This window comes from Candidatus Binatia bacterium, assembly GCA_036504975.1.
In the GTDB taxonomy this organism is placed as follows: domain Bacteria; phylum Desulfobacterota; class Binatia; order UBA9968; family UBA9968; genus JAJPJQ01.
The window spans coordinates 17,855-33,664 of record DASXUF010000194.1 but is presented as its reverse complement, the minus strand read 5'-3'; the positions used below and the strand labels follow the sequence as shown (position 1 = coordinate 33,664).

The window sequence follows — 15,810 nt, the reverse complement described above, 5'->3', positions numbered from 1 at the left end:
AAGCGGCAACGTAGCAGGCGCCCGTTATCGGCGCCAAGGATTACTTCATGAAGTCGGCGTTGATGCGGTCGAGCAATTCCGCCGGCGGCTGCAGCACGCTCTCCTCCAGCTCGGCGAGCGGCGTGTCGCCGAGATTCAGCTCCGTGGCAAAATCCAGCCGGTTGGGATCGTAGTAGATAAGCCCGGTCAAGAATTTTCCTTCGGCCACCGACGCGTGGATCATTTGGAGCGCCTGCATCCTGCTGGTCGGGTCGTAGTCCTTTCCGAGCTTGTGGAGAACGATGCGCGAGCCGTCGTGCAGCGTAACCGGATGTTCCGTCCCTTCTTTATAATCCACTTCGATATTCTGATAAGGTGGGATGAAGTCGATGTCGTGGATCGGGTCTAAATGCTCCTTCACGTACTTGAGGCTCTTGGTCGAGCCTTCGTGGTTGTTGAACGTCACGCACGGGCTGATCACGTCGAGAATGGCGCTGCCTTTGTGCGCCAGCGCTCCCTGAATCAGCGGCGATAACTGCTTGCGATCACCGGAAAAACTCCGCGCGACGTAGGTCGCACCGAGGATAATAGCCAGCTCGCAGATGTCGAGCGCGGGAATGTCGTTGACCTTGCCCCCCTTCATCACGCTGCCTTTGTCCGCCGTGGCTGAAAACTGGCCTTTGGTAAGACCGTAGACGCCGTTGTTTTCCACGATATAGGTAATGTTCACATTGCGCCGCATCATGTGGCAGAAGTTGCCGAGTCCGATAGCCGCCGTGTCGCCGTCGCCCGATACGCCGATCGGAATCAGCGCGTGGTTGGCGAGATTGACGCCGGTCGCCACTGCGGACATGCGTCCGTGTACGGCGTTGAAGCCGAAAGATTGGCTGAGAAAATAAGCAGGGGTTTTCGACGAGCAGCCGATGCCGGAGAGCTTGACGACTCTCCGCGGATCGACGCTGCTCTCGAAAAACGCCCGCATGACCGATGCCGAGATCGCGTCGTGTCCGCAGCCCCGGCACATCGTCGAGGGCGCGCCCTCGTAGTCCTTCTCGGTTAAGCTTAGGCGATTAGCTTTTTCTCCTGCCATTTCTCTTCCTCTTTTTTTAGCTCGCCGCCGTGATGCTGCCGGATCTGGCGCACGACTTCCAAAGTCGTTACGGGGAGGCCGTCGTAGATGAGAACGCTGACGATCTTTGCGCCGAGGTCCGGCCACTCGTCTTTGAAGATCGAAGCCATCTGCGCGTCGCGGTTTTGCTCGACGAGATAAATCACGTCGTGAGCGGCGACGAATTTTCTGGTTTCTTCCGTCAAAGGCAAAGCCCGCAACAACAGGTGATCGGTCTTAAGTCCCGAAGCCTTCAAGCGGTCCCGCGCTTCGCGCACGGCCTCGTAACTCGAGCCGAAGCAGATGACCCCGGTCTTGACGCCTTCCTGCATTTCGACGATCGGCTTGGGAACGTACTTGCGGGAGGTCTCGAACTTTTTTCTCAGCCGGTCGAGAGTCTCTTTGTAGTCTTTTTCGTCTTCGGAGTAGCGCGCGTCGGAATCGTGGCCCGAGCCGCGGGTGAAGTAAGAAGCTTTTCGATTCGGATTTCCGGGAATCGTCCGATAGGGAATCCCGTCGCCGTCCTGGTCGAAGTAACGGCGGAATTTTTTCCCTTGCTTCTCCCATTGTTCGAGCTGCTCCGCCGTAAGAAGCTTGCCCCGGTCGAAAGGTTCTTTCTCGAGCTTCAGCGGCTCCGAAGACCAGAGGTTCATGCCGAGGTCGAGGTCCATCATGACGAAGACCGGCGTCTGAAAGCGCTCGGCGTAGTCAAAGCTTCGGCGCGAGAGATCGAAGCAGGATTTCATGTCGTGAGGAATCAAAATGATGTGGCGGGTATCGCCGTGCGAGGCGTAGTACATAAGCTGGATGTCGGCCTGCTGCGTCCGCGTCGGTAGCCCGGTCGAGGGTCCGCCGCGCTGGATGATGAAGTAGACACAGGGGATCTCGGCAAAGTAGGCCAGTCCGATCGTCTCGTTCATGAGCGAAAGCCCCGGCCCGGAAGTGGAGGTCATGGAGCGCGCCCCCATCCATCCCGCGCCGACGACCATGCCGGCGGCGGCGATTTCGTCTTCCGCTTGAACGATCGCGTAAGCTGCCTTGCCGTCGGTCTTCCTGAGGCGCGGCATGTAGTACTCGATGGCTTCGGCCAGCGAGCTTGAGGGAGTGATAGGATACCAGCAGATGACCGATGCGCCGCCGTAGATGGCGCCCAAGGCGCAGGAAGTGTTCCCCTCGGTGATGATCTTGCCCTTGTTGCCGTTGGGGATGGGTTCCAGCCGGCCGATGTTCTGCGTGTAGCCTTTTTCTTTTACGTGGTTGAATCCGGCCTCGATGCAGACGAGGTTCGACTCGATAACCGCCGGTTTTTTGCCGAAGGTGTCTTGCAGGACAGCTTTGATCGTCTCCATGTCAATGCCGAAAAGCGCGGCCAGGGCGCCGACGTAAACCATGTTTCGCTGCTTGACGCGGAGCGGCGAGGCGGGCACGATTTTTTGGATGAGCTTGTTGGCCGGGACGCCAAAATACTGGACGCCGTCCCTCTTGAGAGTAGGGGAAAGCGGTGTGGAGTCGTCGTAAATAATGATGCCGCCGTCCCGGACGCGATAAATGTCCTTCGCGGCGGTCGCGTCGTTGAACATGACCACGACGTCGATCACGTCCTTGCGGGCCATGTAGCCGTCGGCGGAGGCCCGAATCTGATACCAGGTCGGCAAGCCCTGAATGTTCGACGGGAACATGTTCTTCGAAGAGCAGGGGATTCCCATCTTGAAAATCGCCTTGAACACGATGTTATTGGCCGACGCGCTGCCGGTCCCGTTTTCGGTCGCAATGGATATGCTGAGATCGTTGATGGTTGATGTTTCCATAATTGAACCGCTGAGTTACCTCCCCCTCCCTAATTTTATTAACTTACCAGGGATCGCCCGTAAAGACAACAAAAAGGGACCCATTACCCCGGGGTATAATGCTCATCGGACTCCCAAAACTCCTCGATTTCCTTCCATGTGCTGCGCACGTTTTCATCCACGTCGAGAGCCTTCGCATACTTGAGGACGTCGCGCATCGAAACAATCCCGACGAGTTGATTTCCCGCCCCCAAGATCACCATATGACGAAACCGCCGCTTGTGCATCTCTTCCAGAACTTGTCCGATCAGGGCCGTCTCAGGCAGGGTCACCAAATTGGTCGTCATGACCTTCTGAACGGGCGTGTTTTTTGTGTCGAGTCCTTTGACGGCGACGCGCTTCAATACGTCGCGTTCGGTAACGATCCCCGCGAGCTTCCCTTGGCTCATGACGGCGACACAGCCCTTGTCCTTCTTGATCATGAGATCGATCGCGTCTTGAATCGACTGCGCAGCCTCGATCGTGACGAGGTCCTTCGACATGATATTGCCGACGGTCTGGCTTTCCGCCAGGCGCTGTCCCAATTCGACGGCGAACTCAAGAATGCGCCGCATCGAGATGATGCCGACGATCTTCCCTTTTTTCTCGCGCACGAGAAGATGGCGAAACTTCGAGCGGTACATTTTCGCCAGCGCCTCGATGATGTGCGTGTCTTCCGGAACGGAACGGACCGGGCTCGTCATAACCTTTTTGATCGGGGTGGATTTGGGGTCGAGCCGGGAGCTCATCACGCGCTTGAGGACGTCTTTCTCCGTAAATATGCCGACCGTGGCTTGGTTTTCCGTGATGATCGCGCGTCCGATATTTTTTGCCGCCATCAGCTCCATGACCTCGAAGATCGTGCTTGACACGGAGACGGTGATCGGGTCGCGCGTCATGAGCTCGTGAACTTTGTTGGACAGCATAGGAGGAACCTCCAGTGATTAGTTCTTCGACTTCGCGTGAGCGGAACAAAGGAAGCTGCTTCAAATATCTCTTTTTTCAACGGGTGCTGCAAGAGGATGGGTTGCAAGATTGCACGGTCTTTAGAAGCGTGTTAGCTTACATTCAGGTTTCGCGAGGAAGGCGACACATGAGCCGCCGGGAAGTAGAATTCGATCATGAGGTTGTCACCGAGACCGAGAAGAAGCTCAAAAAACCTCCGCTCTACAAGGTCCTGCTGCACAACGACGATTACACCACCAAAGAATTTGTCGTCCAGGTACTCCAATATGTCTTTCACAAGGAGCAAACCGAAGCCGTTCAGATCATGCTCCACGTCCATCGCAAGGGGATCGGCGTCGCGGGCGTCTATACCTACGAGGTCGCCGAGACCAAGGTGGCTCTGGTCGAGAGTTTAGCGCGGCAGAATGAATATCCCTTGAAGTGCACGATGGAAGAGGCGTGATGTTCACCAAGGAGCTTAAAACCACCCTGAGCTTGGCCTTTTCGGAGGCTAAGCGGCGGCGGCATGAATTTGTCTGTGTCGAGCACCTGCTCTTCGCGCTCTTGCAGGACAAAGACGCCAGCTCGGCCATCGTTCATTGCGGCGGCGATCCGGCGCGCCTCAAAAAAGGCCTGGAAGATTTTTTTACCACTCACCTCGAATCCGTCCACCACGGGCTCGACCACGAGCCGCAGGAGACCATCGGCTTTCACCGTGTGCTGCAGCGGGCGGTGATTCACGCCCAGTCGGCGGAAAAAAAGGAAATTAACGGCGGCAATCTCCTGATCGCGATTTTTCGCGAGCCGGACTCTTACGCCGTCTATCTCCTCGAAGAGCAGGGGCTCAACCGCTTCGACGTGGTGAGCTACGTCTCTCACGGCATCTCGAAAATTCCGGTCAGCGAAGAAGAGCCGGCGAGTCCGATGGAGACGCCGGACGACGAGCGCCCGGCGCCGGTCAAAAACCCGCTCGAAGCGTTCACCGTCAACCTGGTAAAAAAGGCGCGCGAAGGACACATCGACCCGCTGATCGGGCGCGAGACGGAGATCGAGCGGACGATCCACGTGCTTTGCCGGCGGCGGAAGAATAACCCCATTTACGTCGGCGATCCGGGCGTCGGCAAGACGGCCATCGCCGAAGGCCTGGCGCTGAAGATTCACCAGGCGGAAGTTCCCAACGTTCTGAAGGACGCGGTGATTTACGCCCTCGACATGGGCGCGCTTTTGGCCGGGACGAAATTCCGCGGCGACTTCGAGGCCCGTCTGAAAGGCGTGTTGAACGCGCTCAAAAAACAGCCCAACTCGATTCTCTTCATCGACGAAATTCATACGGTCGTCGGCGCCGGGGCGACCAGCGGCGGTTCGCTCGACGCGTCGAATATTTTAAAGCCGGCGCTCGCTTCCGGCGCGCTTCGCTGCATCGGCTCGACGACCTACCACGACTACAAGAGCTATTTCGAGCGCGACCGGGCGCTGGCGCGCCGCTTTCAGAAGATCGAAATCTCCGAACCGAGCCTGGAAGAGAGCTACAAAATACTGCTCGGGCTAAAGCCGCATTACGAGAAGCACCACGGCGTCCGCTACAGCGCCGGGGCGCTGCGCGCCGCGGTCGATCTTTCCGCCAAGCATCTGAACGACCGGCGGCTCCCCGACAAGGCGATCGACGTGATCGACGAGGTCGGCGCGGCGGTCAAGTTGATGCCGGAAGAGAAACGCAAGAAGGTCGTCGGCACCAAGGATATAGAACAGATCGTCGCCAAGATCGCCAAGATCCCGCCGCGCAGCGTATCGTCTTCGGACCGGTTGCAGATCCAGAACATCGAACAAGAATTGAAAGCGGTCGTTTTCGGTCAGGACCAGGCGATCGAGAGCCTCGCCAGCGTCATCAAGCTGTCGCGCTCCGGCCTCGGCCAGCCGGAAAAGCCGATCGGCTGCTTTCTTTTCTCCGGGCCGACCGGCGTCGGCAAAACCGAGGTGGCGAAGCAGCTCGCGCGGATTCTCGGCGTCGAATTTATGCGCTTCGACATGAGCGAGTACATGGAGAAGCATACGGTCTCGCGGCTGATCGGCGCACCACCGGGTTATGTAGGGTTCGACCAGGGAGGACTCCTGACCGACGGCGTAAACCGGAATCCCTATGCCGTGCTGCTGCTCGACGAGATCGAAAAAGCGCATCCCGATCTCTTCAACATTCTCCTCCAGGTCATGGACCACGCGACGCTCACGGACAATAACGGCAGGAAGGCGGACTTCCGCAATATTATCCTGATCATGACGACCAATGCCGGGGCGCGCGAGATGAGCGGAGCGCCGCTCGGGTTCGGCGCGGTCACCAACATCGGCAAAGGCAAAGAGGCGATCGAGAAGATGTTCAGCCCCGAGTTTCGGAACCGCCTCGACGCGGTCATCGCGTTCAACGCGCTTAACCCCGAAGTGATTCTCTGCGTGGTGGACAAATTCGTGGGCGAGCTGAACCAACAGCTCCTGGAGAAAAAAGTCTCACTGTCGCTCACGCGGCGCGCGCGCGAATGGCTGGCCCGGCGAGGATACGATCCGATCTTCGGCGCACGGCCGATGGCGCGCTTGATTCAGAACGAGGTCAAGCGGCCGCTGGCCGACGAGATCCTCTTCGGCAAGTTGCAAAGCGGCGGCAAAGTCGAGGTCGACGAGAGCGACGATCGTCTCACCTTCAACTATATCGACCAACCGGCTCCCGCTGAACCCGTTACCGCGGAGCAGTAAGCCGGGGCCAATTGACCCCCCAGTTCATCATCGGCCTGGTTCTCGTCCTCTTCTTCCTTGAATTTTTCGTCGAATTTATTCTCAACGAACAGAACCTCGCCTACGTCAGGAGGCGATCGGCCGAGGGTAAAATCCCCGACTTCTTTGCCGGCGTCATGAGCCGCGAGGATTATGAAAAGTCGGTGGAATACACCGTAACCAAAGGGCGCTTCCAGCGCTGGGCGGCGATCTACGGTGCGCTGGTGACGCTTTGGATCCTCTTCGGCGGCGTCCTTCCCGCCCTCGACCGCTTCGCGCAAAATCTCGGAGCGCATTTTCCCGCGGCGACTTATGCGACGGGAATTATTTTTTGCCTGAGTGTCGGCCTGATCGTTTCTATCCTGAGCCTTCCCGTCGATATCTACTCGACCTTCGTCCTCGAAGAGCGCTTTGGCTTTAACAAGACGACGCCCCGTCTTTACGTTCTCGACAAAATTAAAGGGCTCGTGCTCACGCTTCTGATCGGTATTCCGTTTCTCTTCGTTATCCTCCGGCTGATGGATGCCGCGGGCGCCTACTGGTGGTTCTGGGTTTTTCTCTTTGTGATCGGATTTCAGCTTTTGATGGTCGTGCTCTATCCGAGCTTGATCGCGCCGCTGTTCAACAAATTCGAGCCTTTGCCGGAAGGCGAGCTGCGACGGCGGATACTGGCGTTGGCGAATCAGTTGGGTTTTAAGACAAGCGGTATTTTTACCATGGACGGGTCGCGCCGCTCGGCCCATTCCAATGCCTATTTTACCGGCTTGGGCAAATCCAAGCGCATCGTGCTTTTCGACACGCTGGTCGAGCAGATGACGGTGGATCAAGCCGTGGCGGTATTGGCGCACGAGATCGGCCATTACAAGATGAAGCACATTCGCAGGATGCTCGTGCTGCAATCGGTTTTTCTTTTGGCCGGCCTGTATGTTTTGAGCTTCCTGATCGACTACGAGCCTCTATTCACTGCCTTTGGATTCGAAAAAGCCTCTCATCACGTAGCTCTGGTGCTGGCGAGCTTGCTTTCCGGCCCCGCCACGTTCTATCTCCATCCATTGCTGAACTATCTTTCGCGGAAGCATGAATACGAGGCCGACCGCTTCTCCGTAGAAGTGCTGAAAGATCCAGAACCGATGGAAGAGTCGTTGATCAAGCTCACAATTAAAAATCTTTCTAACCTTACGCCACATCCGTGGTATTCGGCTTATCATTATTCCCATCCATCGCCGGCGGAGCGAATCGATGCGCTCCGGAGGATATCGAAGCAAGGGGAAAGCAAATGAACCTCCGAAAGAAACTACGCGAACTGCTCGCCCGAAAACGGTTGCTGCTGACACCGGGAGCGTTCGACGGGCTATCCGCGCGCCTGGTGGAAGAAGCCGGGTTTGAAGCGGTCTATTTGAGTGGTGGCTCTGTCGCGCGCAGCACCGGCGTGCCGGACCTGGGACTCATGACGATGTCGGAGGTGATCGAACGAGCGCAACAAGTCGTCAGCGCGGTAAAAATTCCCGTCATCGCCGATGCCGATACCGGCTACGGCAACGCGCTCAATGTCGTACGGACGGTGCGTGAGTTCGAGCGCGCCGGCGTAGCGGCGATACACATCGAAGATCAGGTCACGCCCAAACGCTGCGGCCACCTGGAAGGAAAAGAAGTTATTCCTCTTGCTGAAATGGAAAATAAGCTCACGGCAGCGCTCGAAGCCCGCACCGATAAAGACTTTACGATCATCGCCCGCACCGATTCCCGGGCGATTCACGGTCTCGACGACGCGATTCAACGCGGCAACGCCTTTGCGCGACTCGGGGCCGATGCCGTCTTCATCGAAGCCGCCGAATCCGAGGCCGAGCTTGAGGCCATTGCCAAGTCGGTTCGCGACGTGCCGCTTATGGTGAACATGTTCAAAGGCGGCAAAACGCCGCTTCTCCCCGGTTCGCGCCTGGAACAAATGGGCTACCGCATCGCGATCTTTCCCTCCGACACCCAACGGGCGGCGATTTACGCGATTAAGGAGGCTTTGAGCGTCCTAAGGCGCGACGGCTCGACGGCGACTATCGACGACCGGCTTACGACGTTCAAAGAGAGGGACCGGCTGGTTGGGCTGGGAGAGTGGGAGAAGCTGGAAGAGCGTTATCTGAAAGGTATTGACAAGAAAAAGTGAGATTTAAAAATGGTCGGGGCGACTGGATTTGAACCAGCGACTTCACGGTCCCGAACCGTGCGCTCTACCAAGCTGAGCCACGCCCCGACATCACTATCTCTACAACCCCAAACCGTGCTTTGCAAACCGGAAAGTTATGTTTATTGAGTTGGTTGGGTTTTTTGAGTTCTTTGGGTTTTATTGAGTTTGTCGGGTTATTGGGTTCTGGTGCGGAGATAGGTAATCAGACGGCTAAGCATTCGGGCAATCAGATCAGTTTGCCGGTAGAGGGAGTCGAATTTTTCCTGACTCAGGTACCTCTGGTCAAGCCCCGCGTAGAGCAAGCTCTGCACCTCGGCACAGGAGCCCTTAGCGATAAAAAGAAATTGCACGAACTCCTTGTTGGTCCGCCGGGAAAATCCTTCTGCGATGTTGCTCATTACTGAGACCGCAGCAGCGTTGATTTGATCCTTGAATCGGTAGTCCTTTCCAAACGTACCGTTTTCCTTTGCTGCCGCATACACCATGGACACCAAACCTCTCGCTTCCTTCCATACCTCTAGATCCTCAAATCTCTGAACCTTCATTAATTTGCGAACCCGGTCGCTTCACCAACTCAACAAACCCGATGAAATCAATGAACCCAAAAAACTCAATCAACTCAACGAACGCTTTCCCGCATTTTGCGGATGGTGGCAGCGTAGTCCGGGGTCTTGAAGATCCCCGAGCCGGATACGATCACCTCGGCCCCTGCCTTGACGACACGGCCGATATTATCGGCTTTGATGCCGCCGTCGGCCTCGATGAGAATCGGGAGCTTTCTTTCGGCTACTATCTTTCTGACTCGTTCGATCTTAGGCAGAACATCTTCGATAAACGCCTGGCCGGCAAAGCCGGGGAAGACGGTCATCATGAGAACCATGTCGACGTAGCCGAAGTAGGATTCCACCTTTTCCAAAGGCACATCGGGATTGACGGCGATCGAGGCCTTGGCGCCCAGCTCGCGTATTCTTGCGAGACTTTTAATCGGATCCTTGCACGTATCGGGATGGACCGAGACCCAGGCGGCTCCGGCCTTGATGAATTCGGGGGCGTACTTATCCGGGTCCGTGATCATCAGATGAACATCGAGCGGCATGCGTGTCACCTTGCGGACGGATTCCACGACCACGGGACCGATGGTGATGTTGGGGACGTAGTGACCGTCCATAATATCCATGTGGAGCCAATCGGCGCCGGCGCTCTCGACCGCCTGGATCTCGTCGCGGAGCCGGCTGAAGTCGGCCGATAAAATAGACGGAGCGATTTTCATTTTAAGCTCTCTTCCTCATTCGCGCGGCAAAAAATCCGTCCGTGCCGTCTCTGTGCGGCAAGGCGAGGAAATAGTTCCCGCGCACCATGTGCCGCGCGCTCTCGGGCAAAAATTCCGCAGCGTTCTCTAACGTGAATTCCCTGTGCCGCTGGAGGAAACCCTCCACGACTGCCTCGTTTTCCTCGCGTATGAGCGTGCAGGTCGAGTAGACCAGGAATCCGCCGGGTTTTAAATAGCAGGAAAGCCGTGCGAGAATTTTTTTCTGCAACCTGCTGAGACGCTCGATATCTTTTTCCTCTCGATGCCACTTCGCTTCGGGATGGGACCGAAGCGTTCCCAGGCCGCTGCAAGGAAGATCCGCCAGGATCCGATCGTAGGGCAAAGCCAGCTCCCCGGTCAACTCCAGACTTACGTCTGCCTGGACGGGCCGCACCGATTTAAGATCCAAGCGCCGGATATTTTGTCTTAGCTTTTCGATTCCTCTGACTGAGATATCGGTAGCTACGACCTCCCCACGGTCCTCCATCAACTCAGCCAGATGGGTTGTCTTCCCGCCCGGCGCGGCGCAAGCATCCAAAATTCTCTCGCCCGGCTTCGGGTCGAGAAGGAGGCCGACCAACTGCGAGGCCTCGCCCTGAACCAGAAACAGGCCTTCCTTAAAACCGGGGACTTGGTCGATCGAAGAAGCGTTTCGCAAGTGAGTTGATTGCGGCGATCGTGGCGCAGGCGTCACGTCGAATCCTGCTGCTTGAAGCCTTTCTATCAGGGACTGCCTGTCTATCTTGAGCCGATTGGCGCGCAGGATAACCGGCGACTCTTCGTTGTTGGCGCGCAAAAGCGCTTCCGTCTCCGCCGCGCCGAAATAAGCAAGCCACTTTCGCACCAGCCACTCGGGATGCGACCAAGAAACGGATAGCCGCGCGACAAGATCCGCGTCGGAATCCAGCGTGGTCAAACGTTCTTTTTCCCGCAGCAATCGGCGCGCGACCGCGTTCACCAATCCCCCGGCGCTCGCGCCGCCGTAGCGCTTGGCAAGCTCCACTCCTTCGTGCACGGCCGCATAGGACGGCACCTTATCCAGAAATAAAATCTGGTAAACCGTCAGACGCAGGATATTTCTGAGATAACCGTCCATGTCGGCGAGCGGCCGATGAACAATTTTGCCGAGGAGCCAATCCAGCTTTCCGCGCCAGCGCAGTGCGCCGTAGACAAGCTGCGTGAGGAGAGCTCGGTTCTGGGCAGAAAGAGAATGTGATTTTAGCGTGTGATCGAGAAGAATGTCCGCGTAAGCCTTTCGGGTCTCAATTTTCAGAAGGGCTTCAACAGCCAGCGCCCGGCAACTTTTGACTCCGGTCGGCTCAGAGGCGCGTGCCTTTTTCAACTCGGGCCCCATTGAGAAACTCTCCGGCGGTCATCCGCTTTTTATTTTCCAACTGGACTTGTTCCAGGCTTAACACGCCGTTGCCGGTGGCTATCCATAAACCTTCTTTGTCCGCCGTCACGACTTCACCCGGCGCCGCTTCGGTTGCCGTCTCGACGACCCGGGCGCGATGGATCTTGAGCAAGTTGCCCGCGAGATAGGTGAAGGCGGACGGCCAGGGGGCGAGCCCACGAACGCGCCGCTCGATCGCCGCCGCCGTCAACTTCCAGTCGACGAGACCGTCTTCCTTTTTGAGTATTGGCGCGTAGCTTACTTCCGATTCGTTCTGGTCTTTGGGCGTCATCTTTCCGGTTTTGAGTCCGGCGATAGTTTCCACCAGCAGCTCGGCGCCCAGCGGCGCGAGCTTCCCCTGAAGCGAAACCCTGGTTTCGTCTTCCGCAAGCGGGATCGCGCGCTGAAGAAAAATCGGCCCGGTATCCATCTTCTCGACCAAACGCATGGTCGTCACGCCGCTTTGTTTTTCTCCGTTGATGATCGCCCATGCGACCGGCGCGGCGCCGCGATACTTGGGCAAAAGCGAGTAGTGCACGTTGAGACAACCGTGCGGCGCAAGCTCAAGGATATGGCGCGGGAGAATGCGTCCGTAGGCGACCACCACGATGAGATCGGGCGCCCATTTTTTTAGAACATCGAGAAAAGACGGATCGCGGATTTTCTCCGGCGCGAGAACCGGAATATCGTGGCCCTCGGCCACTTTTCGGACCGGCGTAGGGACCGTCTTCTGACCGCGTCCGGACGGGCGATCGGGCTGCGTGACGACGCCGATCACCGGGTCGGGTCCCTGTAACAGGCGCTCGAGGGAAAAGGCCGCGACCTCGGGAGTTCCCATGAAGACGATGCGCATCGGACCGGGGAGGAGGTTGAGTTGTAGATCGAGAACCTTGGAAGCCTATATCATCAGCCGCGCATTTTCCGGCTGAGGCTTGCCGCCGCGCGACATCTTTTTCAGCCGGCGCGAATAGAGATCTCTTTTCAAGCGGCTGACGTAGTCGATGATGAGCTTGCCGTTCAGGTGGTCGATCTCGTGCTGGAGCGCGACCGCGAGCAGCCCTTCCGCGTCGATCGAAACTTCTTTCTCCTTCTCGTTCAAGGCCACGACCCTGACATTCGCCGCCCTTTTGATCTCGACCGTGAAGTCAACCACGCTGAGACAGCCCTCTTCCCACATCACTTCGCCTTCGGCGTGAAGGATCTCCGGGTTGATCAGTTTGAGAAGGTTCTTGCCAGGATTTTCATGATCGGGGTCGAGAACGATGATCCGCCGCGACACGCCGACCTGTGGCGCCGCCAGGCCGACGCCCGGCGCTCGGTACATGGTTTCGACCATATCTTCGATCAGGCGGCTCGTTTCCACGGTGACGGATTCCACCGGCGCCGCGGCCTTTTTTAGAATCGGATCAGGGTATTTGAGGATCTTTAGAATCGCCATGATCGACTATTTTCATAGCATATTGTACGGATCTACATCAATGTGAAGACGCGCGCGGTTCGAGCGCGGCACTGTCAATTTCGCGCGGCCGGCGAGCTCCAGAAGCGGCGGGCTCTTTCTCCCCTTGAGGAGAATTTGCCAGCGATAGCGGCCGCGCAGTTTCGCGATCGGCGCGGGCGCCGGGCCGAGCACCTCGATACCGCTGTAGGTGGTCGGCTGTCGCCGGCACTCGGCGCGGAGCCAATCGGCCAAACCCTTGGCCTTGTTTTCGATCTCCTCGGCCCCCGGTCCTTCAAGACGAAGATTCACGAGACGGCTGAACGGCGGATAGTTCAAGGCGCGGCGAAATTCCACCTCGGCGGCGAAAAAACTTTTGTAATCGTGGCTCCGGACGTGTTGAAACACATAATGTTCCGGCGTGTAGGTCTGAATGATCACCCGGCCGGGGTCGTCTCCTCTTCCCGCTCGCCCCGCCACCTGACTGAGAAGCTGGAAAGTCCGCTCCGCGGCTCTGAAGTCCGGGAGATTTAAAGAAAGATCAGCGAGAACGGCGCCCACCAGAGTGACGCCCGAAACGTCGTGACCTTTTGTGATCATCTGCGTTCCGACCAGAACGTCGATCTCGCCTTTTTCCCACTGGCGGATCAAGCGTTCCTGGGCGCCTCTATTTCCGGTCGTATCCCGGTCCATGCGCGCGATTCTGGCGCCGGGCAGCAGCAGGCGAAGCTCCTGCTCCAACTGTTCGGTGCCGGAGCCGATCGGGACAAGAGAAACCTGGCCGCAACCCGGACAAACATCACCGGCAGGCTTGCGCGAGCCGCAATGATGACAAAGAACGCTTTTCTGTCGCTGATGAAACGTCATGGCAACGCTGCACTGGGAGCACCGCAGCACAAAGCCGCACAGGCGGCACTGGAGAAAATTGGCAAAACCCCGCCGGTTAAGAAAAATCAGGCTTTGCCGGCCGCGCGCGAGATTCTCTTCCAACGCCTGTTTTAAGAGCGGCGAAAGTACCCGTTTGTGCAGCGGTCGATGGTCGGCCGAACTTTCCGCGACCGCGGTATTCCACTGCGCGTCTCTCAGATCGACGGTTGCAACTTCGGGCAGGGACCTCCGCTCGACGCGCTCGGTCAGCTCCACACGCCGATAGCGGCCGGCGCGGCAGTTTTCGAAACTCTCGATCGCCGGGGTCGCTGACCCCAAGACGACGGGACAGCCGAGCAGTTTGGCGCGCACGACCGCGAGGTCTCTTGCGTTGTAGCGCAGTCCTTCTTCCTGCTTATAGGAGGGATCGTGCTCTTCATCGACGACGATGAGCCCAAGGTCGGGCACCGGCGCGAAGATCGCGGAACGGGCGCCGACCACGATATCGACAGCGCCGGCTAAAATGCGCCGCCATTGCCCCCAGCGATCCCTCCCCGCAAGGCGGCTATGGAGCACGCCAACGCGACCGGGAAATCGCTCATCCAAGCGGTCGAGCAATTGAGGGGTCAAAGAAATCTCCGGAACGAGGATGAGGCTGCGCTTATTGGCTTTTCGCGCCAGCTCCATGGTGCGAAGATAGATCTCCGTTTTGCCGCTGCCAGTTACACCGTAAAGCAGAAACGATTCGAATCCTCCCCGGTTGAGTCTTTCAGCGATTGCCTGAAGCGCTTTCTCCTGCTCCGATGTGAGAGAAAAATTCCGGAAACTCGGCACACTCACCGGCCCCTCAGGCACTGGATTGAGAATCTTGTCTTTTGCCGGTCGAAACTGTGCTTCATGGATTTTGATCGCGCCGATCTTTGCCAACGCCTCCAGCGCGCCGTAGAAACTTCCGCCGGGAAATCTTCGCGCCAAATCTTTGACCGTGACGGTTCCCTTCCGCGCGCGCAATGCTGCGAGAATTTTATGCTGTAGAGCTCCGGTTGCCGGAAATTCTCCCCGCATGACTTTAATGGTCCTATGGCTTTCGCGTCTCAAACCCGACGGTAGGATGGTTGCGACGACCTCCCCGATCGAGCTTAGATAATATTGGGCGAGCCATTGGGCCATCCGGAGCAAGGCGTCGTCGAAAACCGGCTGTTCGTCCAAAACGTCCGCGACTTCTTTGACTTGCTTCAGGTGAGCTTCGGATGAAAAACCCACCACGACCCCGGTGACGCTCCGCCTTCCCAGCGGAACGATAACTCTCATGCCGATTTTCAGCTTGCCTCGTAGATGGGGCGGTACTTCGTAGGTGAGCGGTTCTCTTAGCGGGGAGGGGACGATGACTTGGGCAAACCCGCCCTCGCGCCGAGGCATGGCAGGTCTATTATCTACTCAAATCTGCAAAAGCAATCTAGTGCAGTTCTAGTCCTGTGCAGTCTGGTTATCCCAATGTCGAGTCTACCCCCTCATAATGACAATAACGTTCAATTTCACTTCGAGTTGGCCATTTTTCGTCTTCGGATAGGCAAATTCCCCCTCAAGATAAACAGAATCGCTGAGATATTTTACCGTCGCATGGTGTGCACACTTATTGCTTGCTGAGCATATTTATTGCTCCAAGGAACGCCAAACGAACCAACGGGACAAAAACAGGCACCTACGTAATTATACATAATTATGTTTTATTCGGTTGACAAGGTCCTATGAACTGGTTCACAATAACTGCCGCTTAGGAAGCCAAAAAATAACGGGTGCGGATGGAAGCAAAAAACAAGGTCAGGAAAATTCGCGAGGCTAAGATGTTGAGCAGGGCAGAACTGGCGCGTTTGGCCGGCATTTCACCGCTGACCCTGGACCGGATCGAGAGGGGCCTTAAATGTCGGTTGGCGACCAAACGCAAAATTGTCCTGGCCCTTGGGCTTAAGATCTCGCAGAAAAACCGAGTCTTCACGCAATAACCTAGA

Annotated in this window: 14 protein-coding genes and 1 tRNA gene; 5 read left to right on the top strand and 10 right to left on the bottom strand. The window is 57.2% G+C overall.

Features of this window, described 5'->3' with window-relative positions:
• Positions 1-40: 40 nt before the first annotated feature.
• The 3 genes from VGL70_23845 to VGL70_23835 all read right to left on the bottom strand — a co-directional run bounded on the left by VGL70_23845 (position 41) and on the right by VGL70_23835 (position 3,839).
• Positions 41-1,069 (bottom strand): 2-oxoacid:ferredoxin oxidoreductase subunit beta, encoded by a 1,029-nt coding sequence (locus VGL70_23845; protein HEY3306565.1) that lies wholly within the window; start codon positions 1,067-1,069, stop codon positions 41-43.
• On the bottom strand, positions 1,042-2,895 hold the full coding sequence (locus VGL70_23840) for a 2-oxoacid:acceptor oxidoreductase subunit alpha (protein HEY3306564.1): 1,854 nt from the start codon (positions 2,893-2,895) through the stop codon (positions 1,042-1,044). Before VGL70_23840 ends, VGL70_23845 begins: the two co-directional genes overlap by 28 nt.
• Before the next feature lie 83 nt (positions 2,896-2,978).
• Complete coding sequence (locus VGL70_23835) at positions 2,979-3,839, bottom strand: CBS domain-containing protein (GenBank protein ID HEY3306563.1); 861 nt, start codon at positions 3,837-3,839, stop codon at positions 2,979-2,981.
• 167 nt (positions 3,840-4,006) lie between these two features.
• Between VGL70_23835 and clpS the strand changes: the two genes are divergently transcribed.
• The 4 genes from clpS to VGL70_23815 are packed head-to-tail and all read left to right on the top strand — an operon-like array spanning position 4,007 to position 8,776.
• Complete coding sequence (clpS, locus tag VGL70_23830; protein HEY3306562.1) at positions 4,007-4,321, top strand: ATP-dependent Clp protease adapter ClpS; 315 nt, start codon at positions 4,007-4,009, stop codon at positions 4,319-4,321.
• Positions 4,321-6,600 (top strand): ATP-dependent Clp protease ATP-binding subunit ClpA, encoded by a 2,280-nt coding sequence (gene clpA, locus VGL70_23825; protein HEY3306561.1) that lies wholly within the window; start codon positions 4,321-4,323, stop codon positions 6,598-6,600. Before clpS ends, clpA begins: the two co-directional genes overlap by 1 nt.
• Positions 6,601-6,611: 11 nt before the next feature.
• A complete protein-coding gene (locus VGL70_23820; protein HEY3306560.1) occupies positions 6,612-7,898 on the top strand; it encodes a M48 family metallopeptidase in 1,287 nt (428 codons plus the stop codon).
• Positions 7,895-8,776, top strand: coding sequence for an oxaloacetate decarboxylase (locus VGL70_23815; protein ID HEY3306559.1), 882 nt, complete (start codon positions 7,895-7,897; stop codon positions 8,774-8,776). Before VGL70_23820 ends, VGL70_23815 begins: the two co-directional genes overlap by 4 nt.
• 10 nt (positions 8,777-8,786) lie before the next feature.
• Here the strand turns inward: VGL70_23815 and VGL70_23810 are convergent.
• The 7 genes from VGL70_23810 to priA form a co-directional block, all read right to left on the bottom strand.
• A tRNA-Pro gene (locus tag VGL70_23810) sits at positions 8,787-8,863 on the bottom strand.
• A gap of 107 nt (positions 8,864-8,970) precedes the next feature.
• Positions 8,971-9,342, bottom strand: coding sequence for a four helix bundle protein (locus tag VGL70_23805; GenBank protein ID HEY3306558.1), 372 nt, complete (start codon positions 9,340-9,342; stop codon positions 8,971-8,973).
• A gap of 74 nt (positions 9,343-9,416) precedes the next feature.
• Positions 9,417-10,067, bottom strand: a complete 651-nt coding sequence (gene rpe, locus VGL70_23800) for a ribulose-phosphate 3-epimerase (GenBank protein ID HEY3306557.1) — start codon at positions 10,065-10,067, stop codon at positions 9,417-9,419.
• 1 nt (position 10,068) lies between these two features.
• Positions 10,069-11,460, bottom strand: a complete 1,392-nt coding sequence (rsmB, locus tag VGL70_23795; protein HEY3306556.1) for a 16S rRNA (cytosine(967)-C(5))-methyltransferase RsmB — start codon at positions 11,458-11,460, stop codon at positions 10,069-10,071.
• Positions 11,426-12,352 carry a methionyl-tRNA formyltransferase gene (gene fmt / locus VGL70_23790; GenBank protein HEY3306555.1) on the bottom strand — a complete coding sequence of 309 codons (927 nt, stop codon included), beginning with the start codon at positions 12,350-12,352 and terminating at the stop codon, positions 11,426-11,428. Before fmt ends, rsmB begins: the two co-directional genes overlap by 35 nt.
• A gap of 45 nt (positions 12,353-12,397) precedes the next feature.
• Positions 12,398-12,937, bottom strand: a complete 540-nt coding sequence (gene def / locus VGL70_23785) for a peptide deformylase (GenBank protein ID HEY3306554.1) — start codon at positions 12,935-12,937, stop codon at positions 12,398-12,400.
• A gap of 12 nt (positions 12,938-12,949) precedes the next feature.
• Positions 12,950-15,220 carry a primosomal protein N' gene (gene priA, locus VGL70_23780; protein ID HEY3306553.1) on the bottom strand — a complete coding sequence of 757 codons (2,271 nt, stop codon included), beginning with the start codon at positions 15,218-15,220 and terminating at the stop codon, positions 12,950-12,952.
• A gap of 383 nt (positions 15,221-15,603) precedes the next feature.
• Here priA and VGL70_23775 point away from each other — a divergent pair, with 383 nt between their 5' ends.
• The gene (locus tag VGL70_23775; GenBank protein ID HEY3306552.1) at positions 15,604-15,804 is read left to right on the top strand and encodes a helix-turn-helix transcriptional regulator; all 201 of its coding nucleotides are present in this window, start codon (positions 15,604-15,606) and stop codon (positions 15,802-15,804) included.
• Positions 15,805-15,810 lie beyond the last annotated feature (6 nt).

What these genes read in the sequence shown, in the direction of transcription:
- VGL70_23845 (HEY3306565.1), bottom strand. Translation starts at nt 1,069, where the DNA reads ATGGCAGGAGAAAAAGCTAATCGCCTAAGCTTAACCGAGAAGGACTAC.
- VGL70_23840 (HEY3306564.1), bottom strand. Translation starts at nt 2,895, where the DNA reads ATGGAAACATCAACCATCAACGATCTCAGCATATCCATTGCGACCGAA.
- VGL70_23835 (HEY3306563.1), bottom strand. Translation starts at nt 3,839, where the DNA reads ATGCTGTCCAACAAAGTTCACGAGCTCATGACGCGCGACCCGATCACC.
- clpS (HEY3306562.1), top strand. Translation starts at nt 4,007, where the DNA reads ATGAGCCGCCGGGAAGTAGAATTCGATCATGAGGTTGTCACCGAGACC.
- clpA (HEY3306561.1), top strand. Translation starts at nt 4,321, where the DNA reads ATGTTCACCAAGGAGCTTAAAACCACCCTGAGCTTGGCCTTTTCGGAG.
- VGL70_23815 (HEY3306559.1), top strand. Translation starts at nt 7,895, where the DNA reads ATGAACCTCCGAAAGAAACTACGCGAACTGCTCGCCCGAAAACGGTTG.
- VGL70_23805 (HEY3306558.1), bottom strand. Translation starts at nt 9,342, where the DNA reads ATGAAGGTTCAGAGATTTGAGGATCTAGAGGTATGGAAGGAAGCGAGA.
- rpe (HEY3306557.1), bottom strand. Translation starts at nt 10,067, where the DNA reads ATGAAAATCGCTCCGTCTATTTTATCGGCCGACTTCAGCCGGCTCCGC.
- rsmB (HEY3306556.1), bottom strand. Translation starts at nt 11,460, where the DNA reads ATGGGGCCCGAGTTGAAAAAGGCACGCGCCTCTGAGCCGACCGGAGTC.
- fmt (HEY3306555.1), bottom strand. Translation starts at nt 12,352, where the DNA reads ATGCGCATCGTCTTCATGGGAACTCCCGAGGTCGCGGCCTTTTCCCTC.
- def (HEY3306554.1), bottom strand. Translation starts at nt 12,937, where the DNA reads ATGGCGATTCTAAAGATCCTCAAATACCCTGATCCGATTCTAAAAAAG.
- priA (HEY3306553.1), bottom strand. Translation starts at nt 15,220, where the DNA reads ATGCCTCGGCGCGAGGGCGGGTTTGCCCAAGTCATCGTCCCCTCCCCG.
- VGL70_23775 (HEY3306552.1), top strand. Translation starts at nt 15,604, where the DNA reads ATGGAAGCAAAAAACAAGGTCAGGAAAATTCGCGAGGCTAAGATGTTG.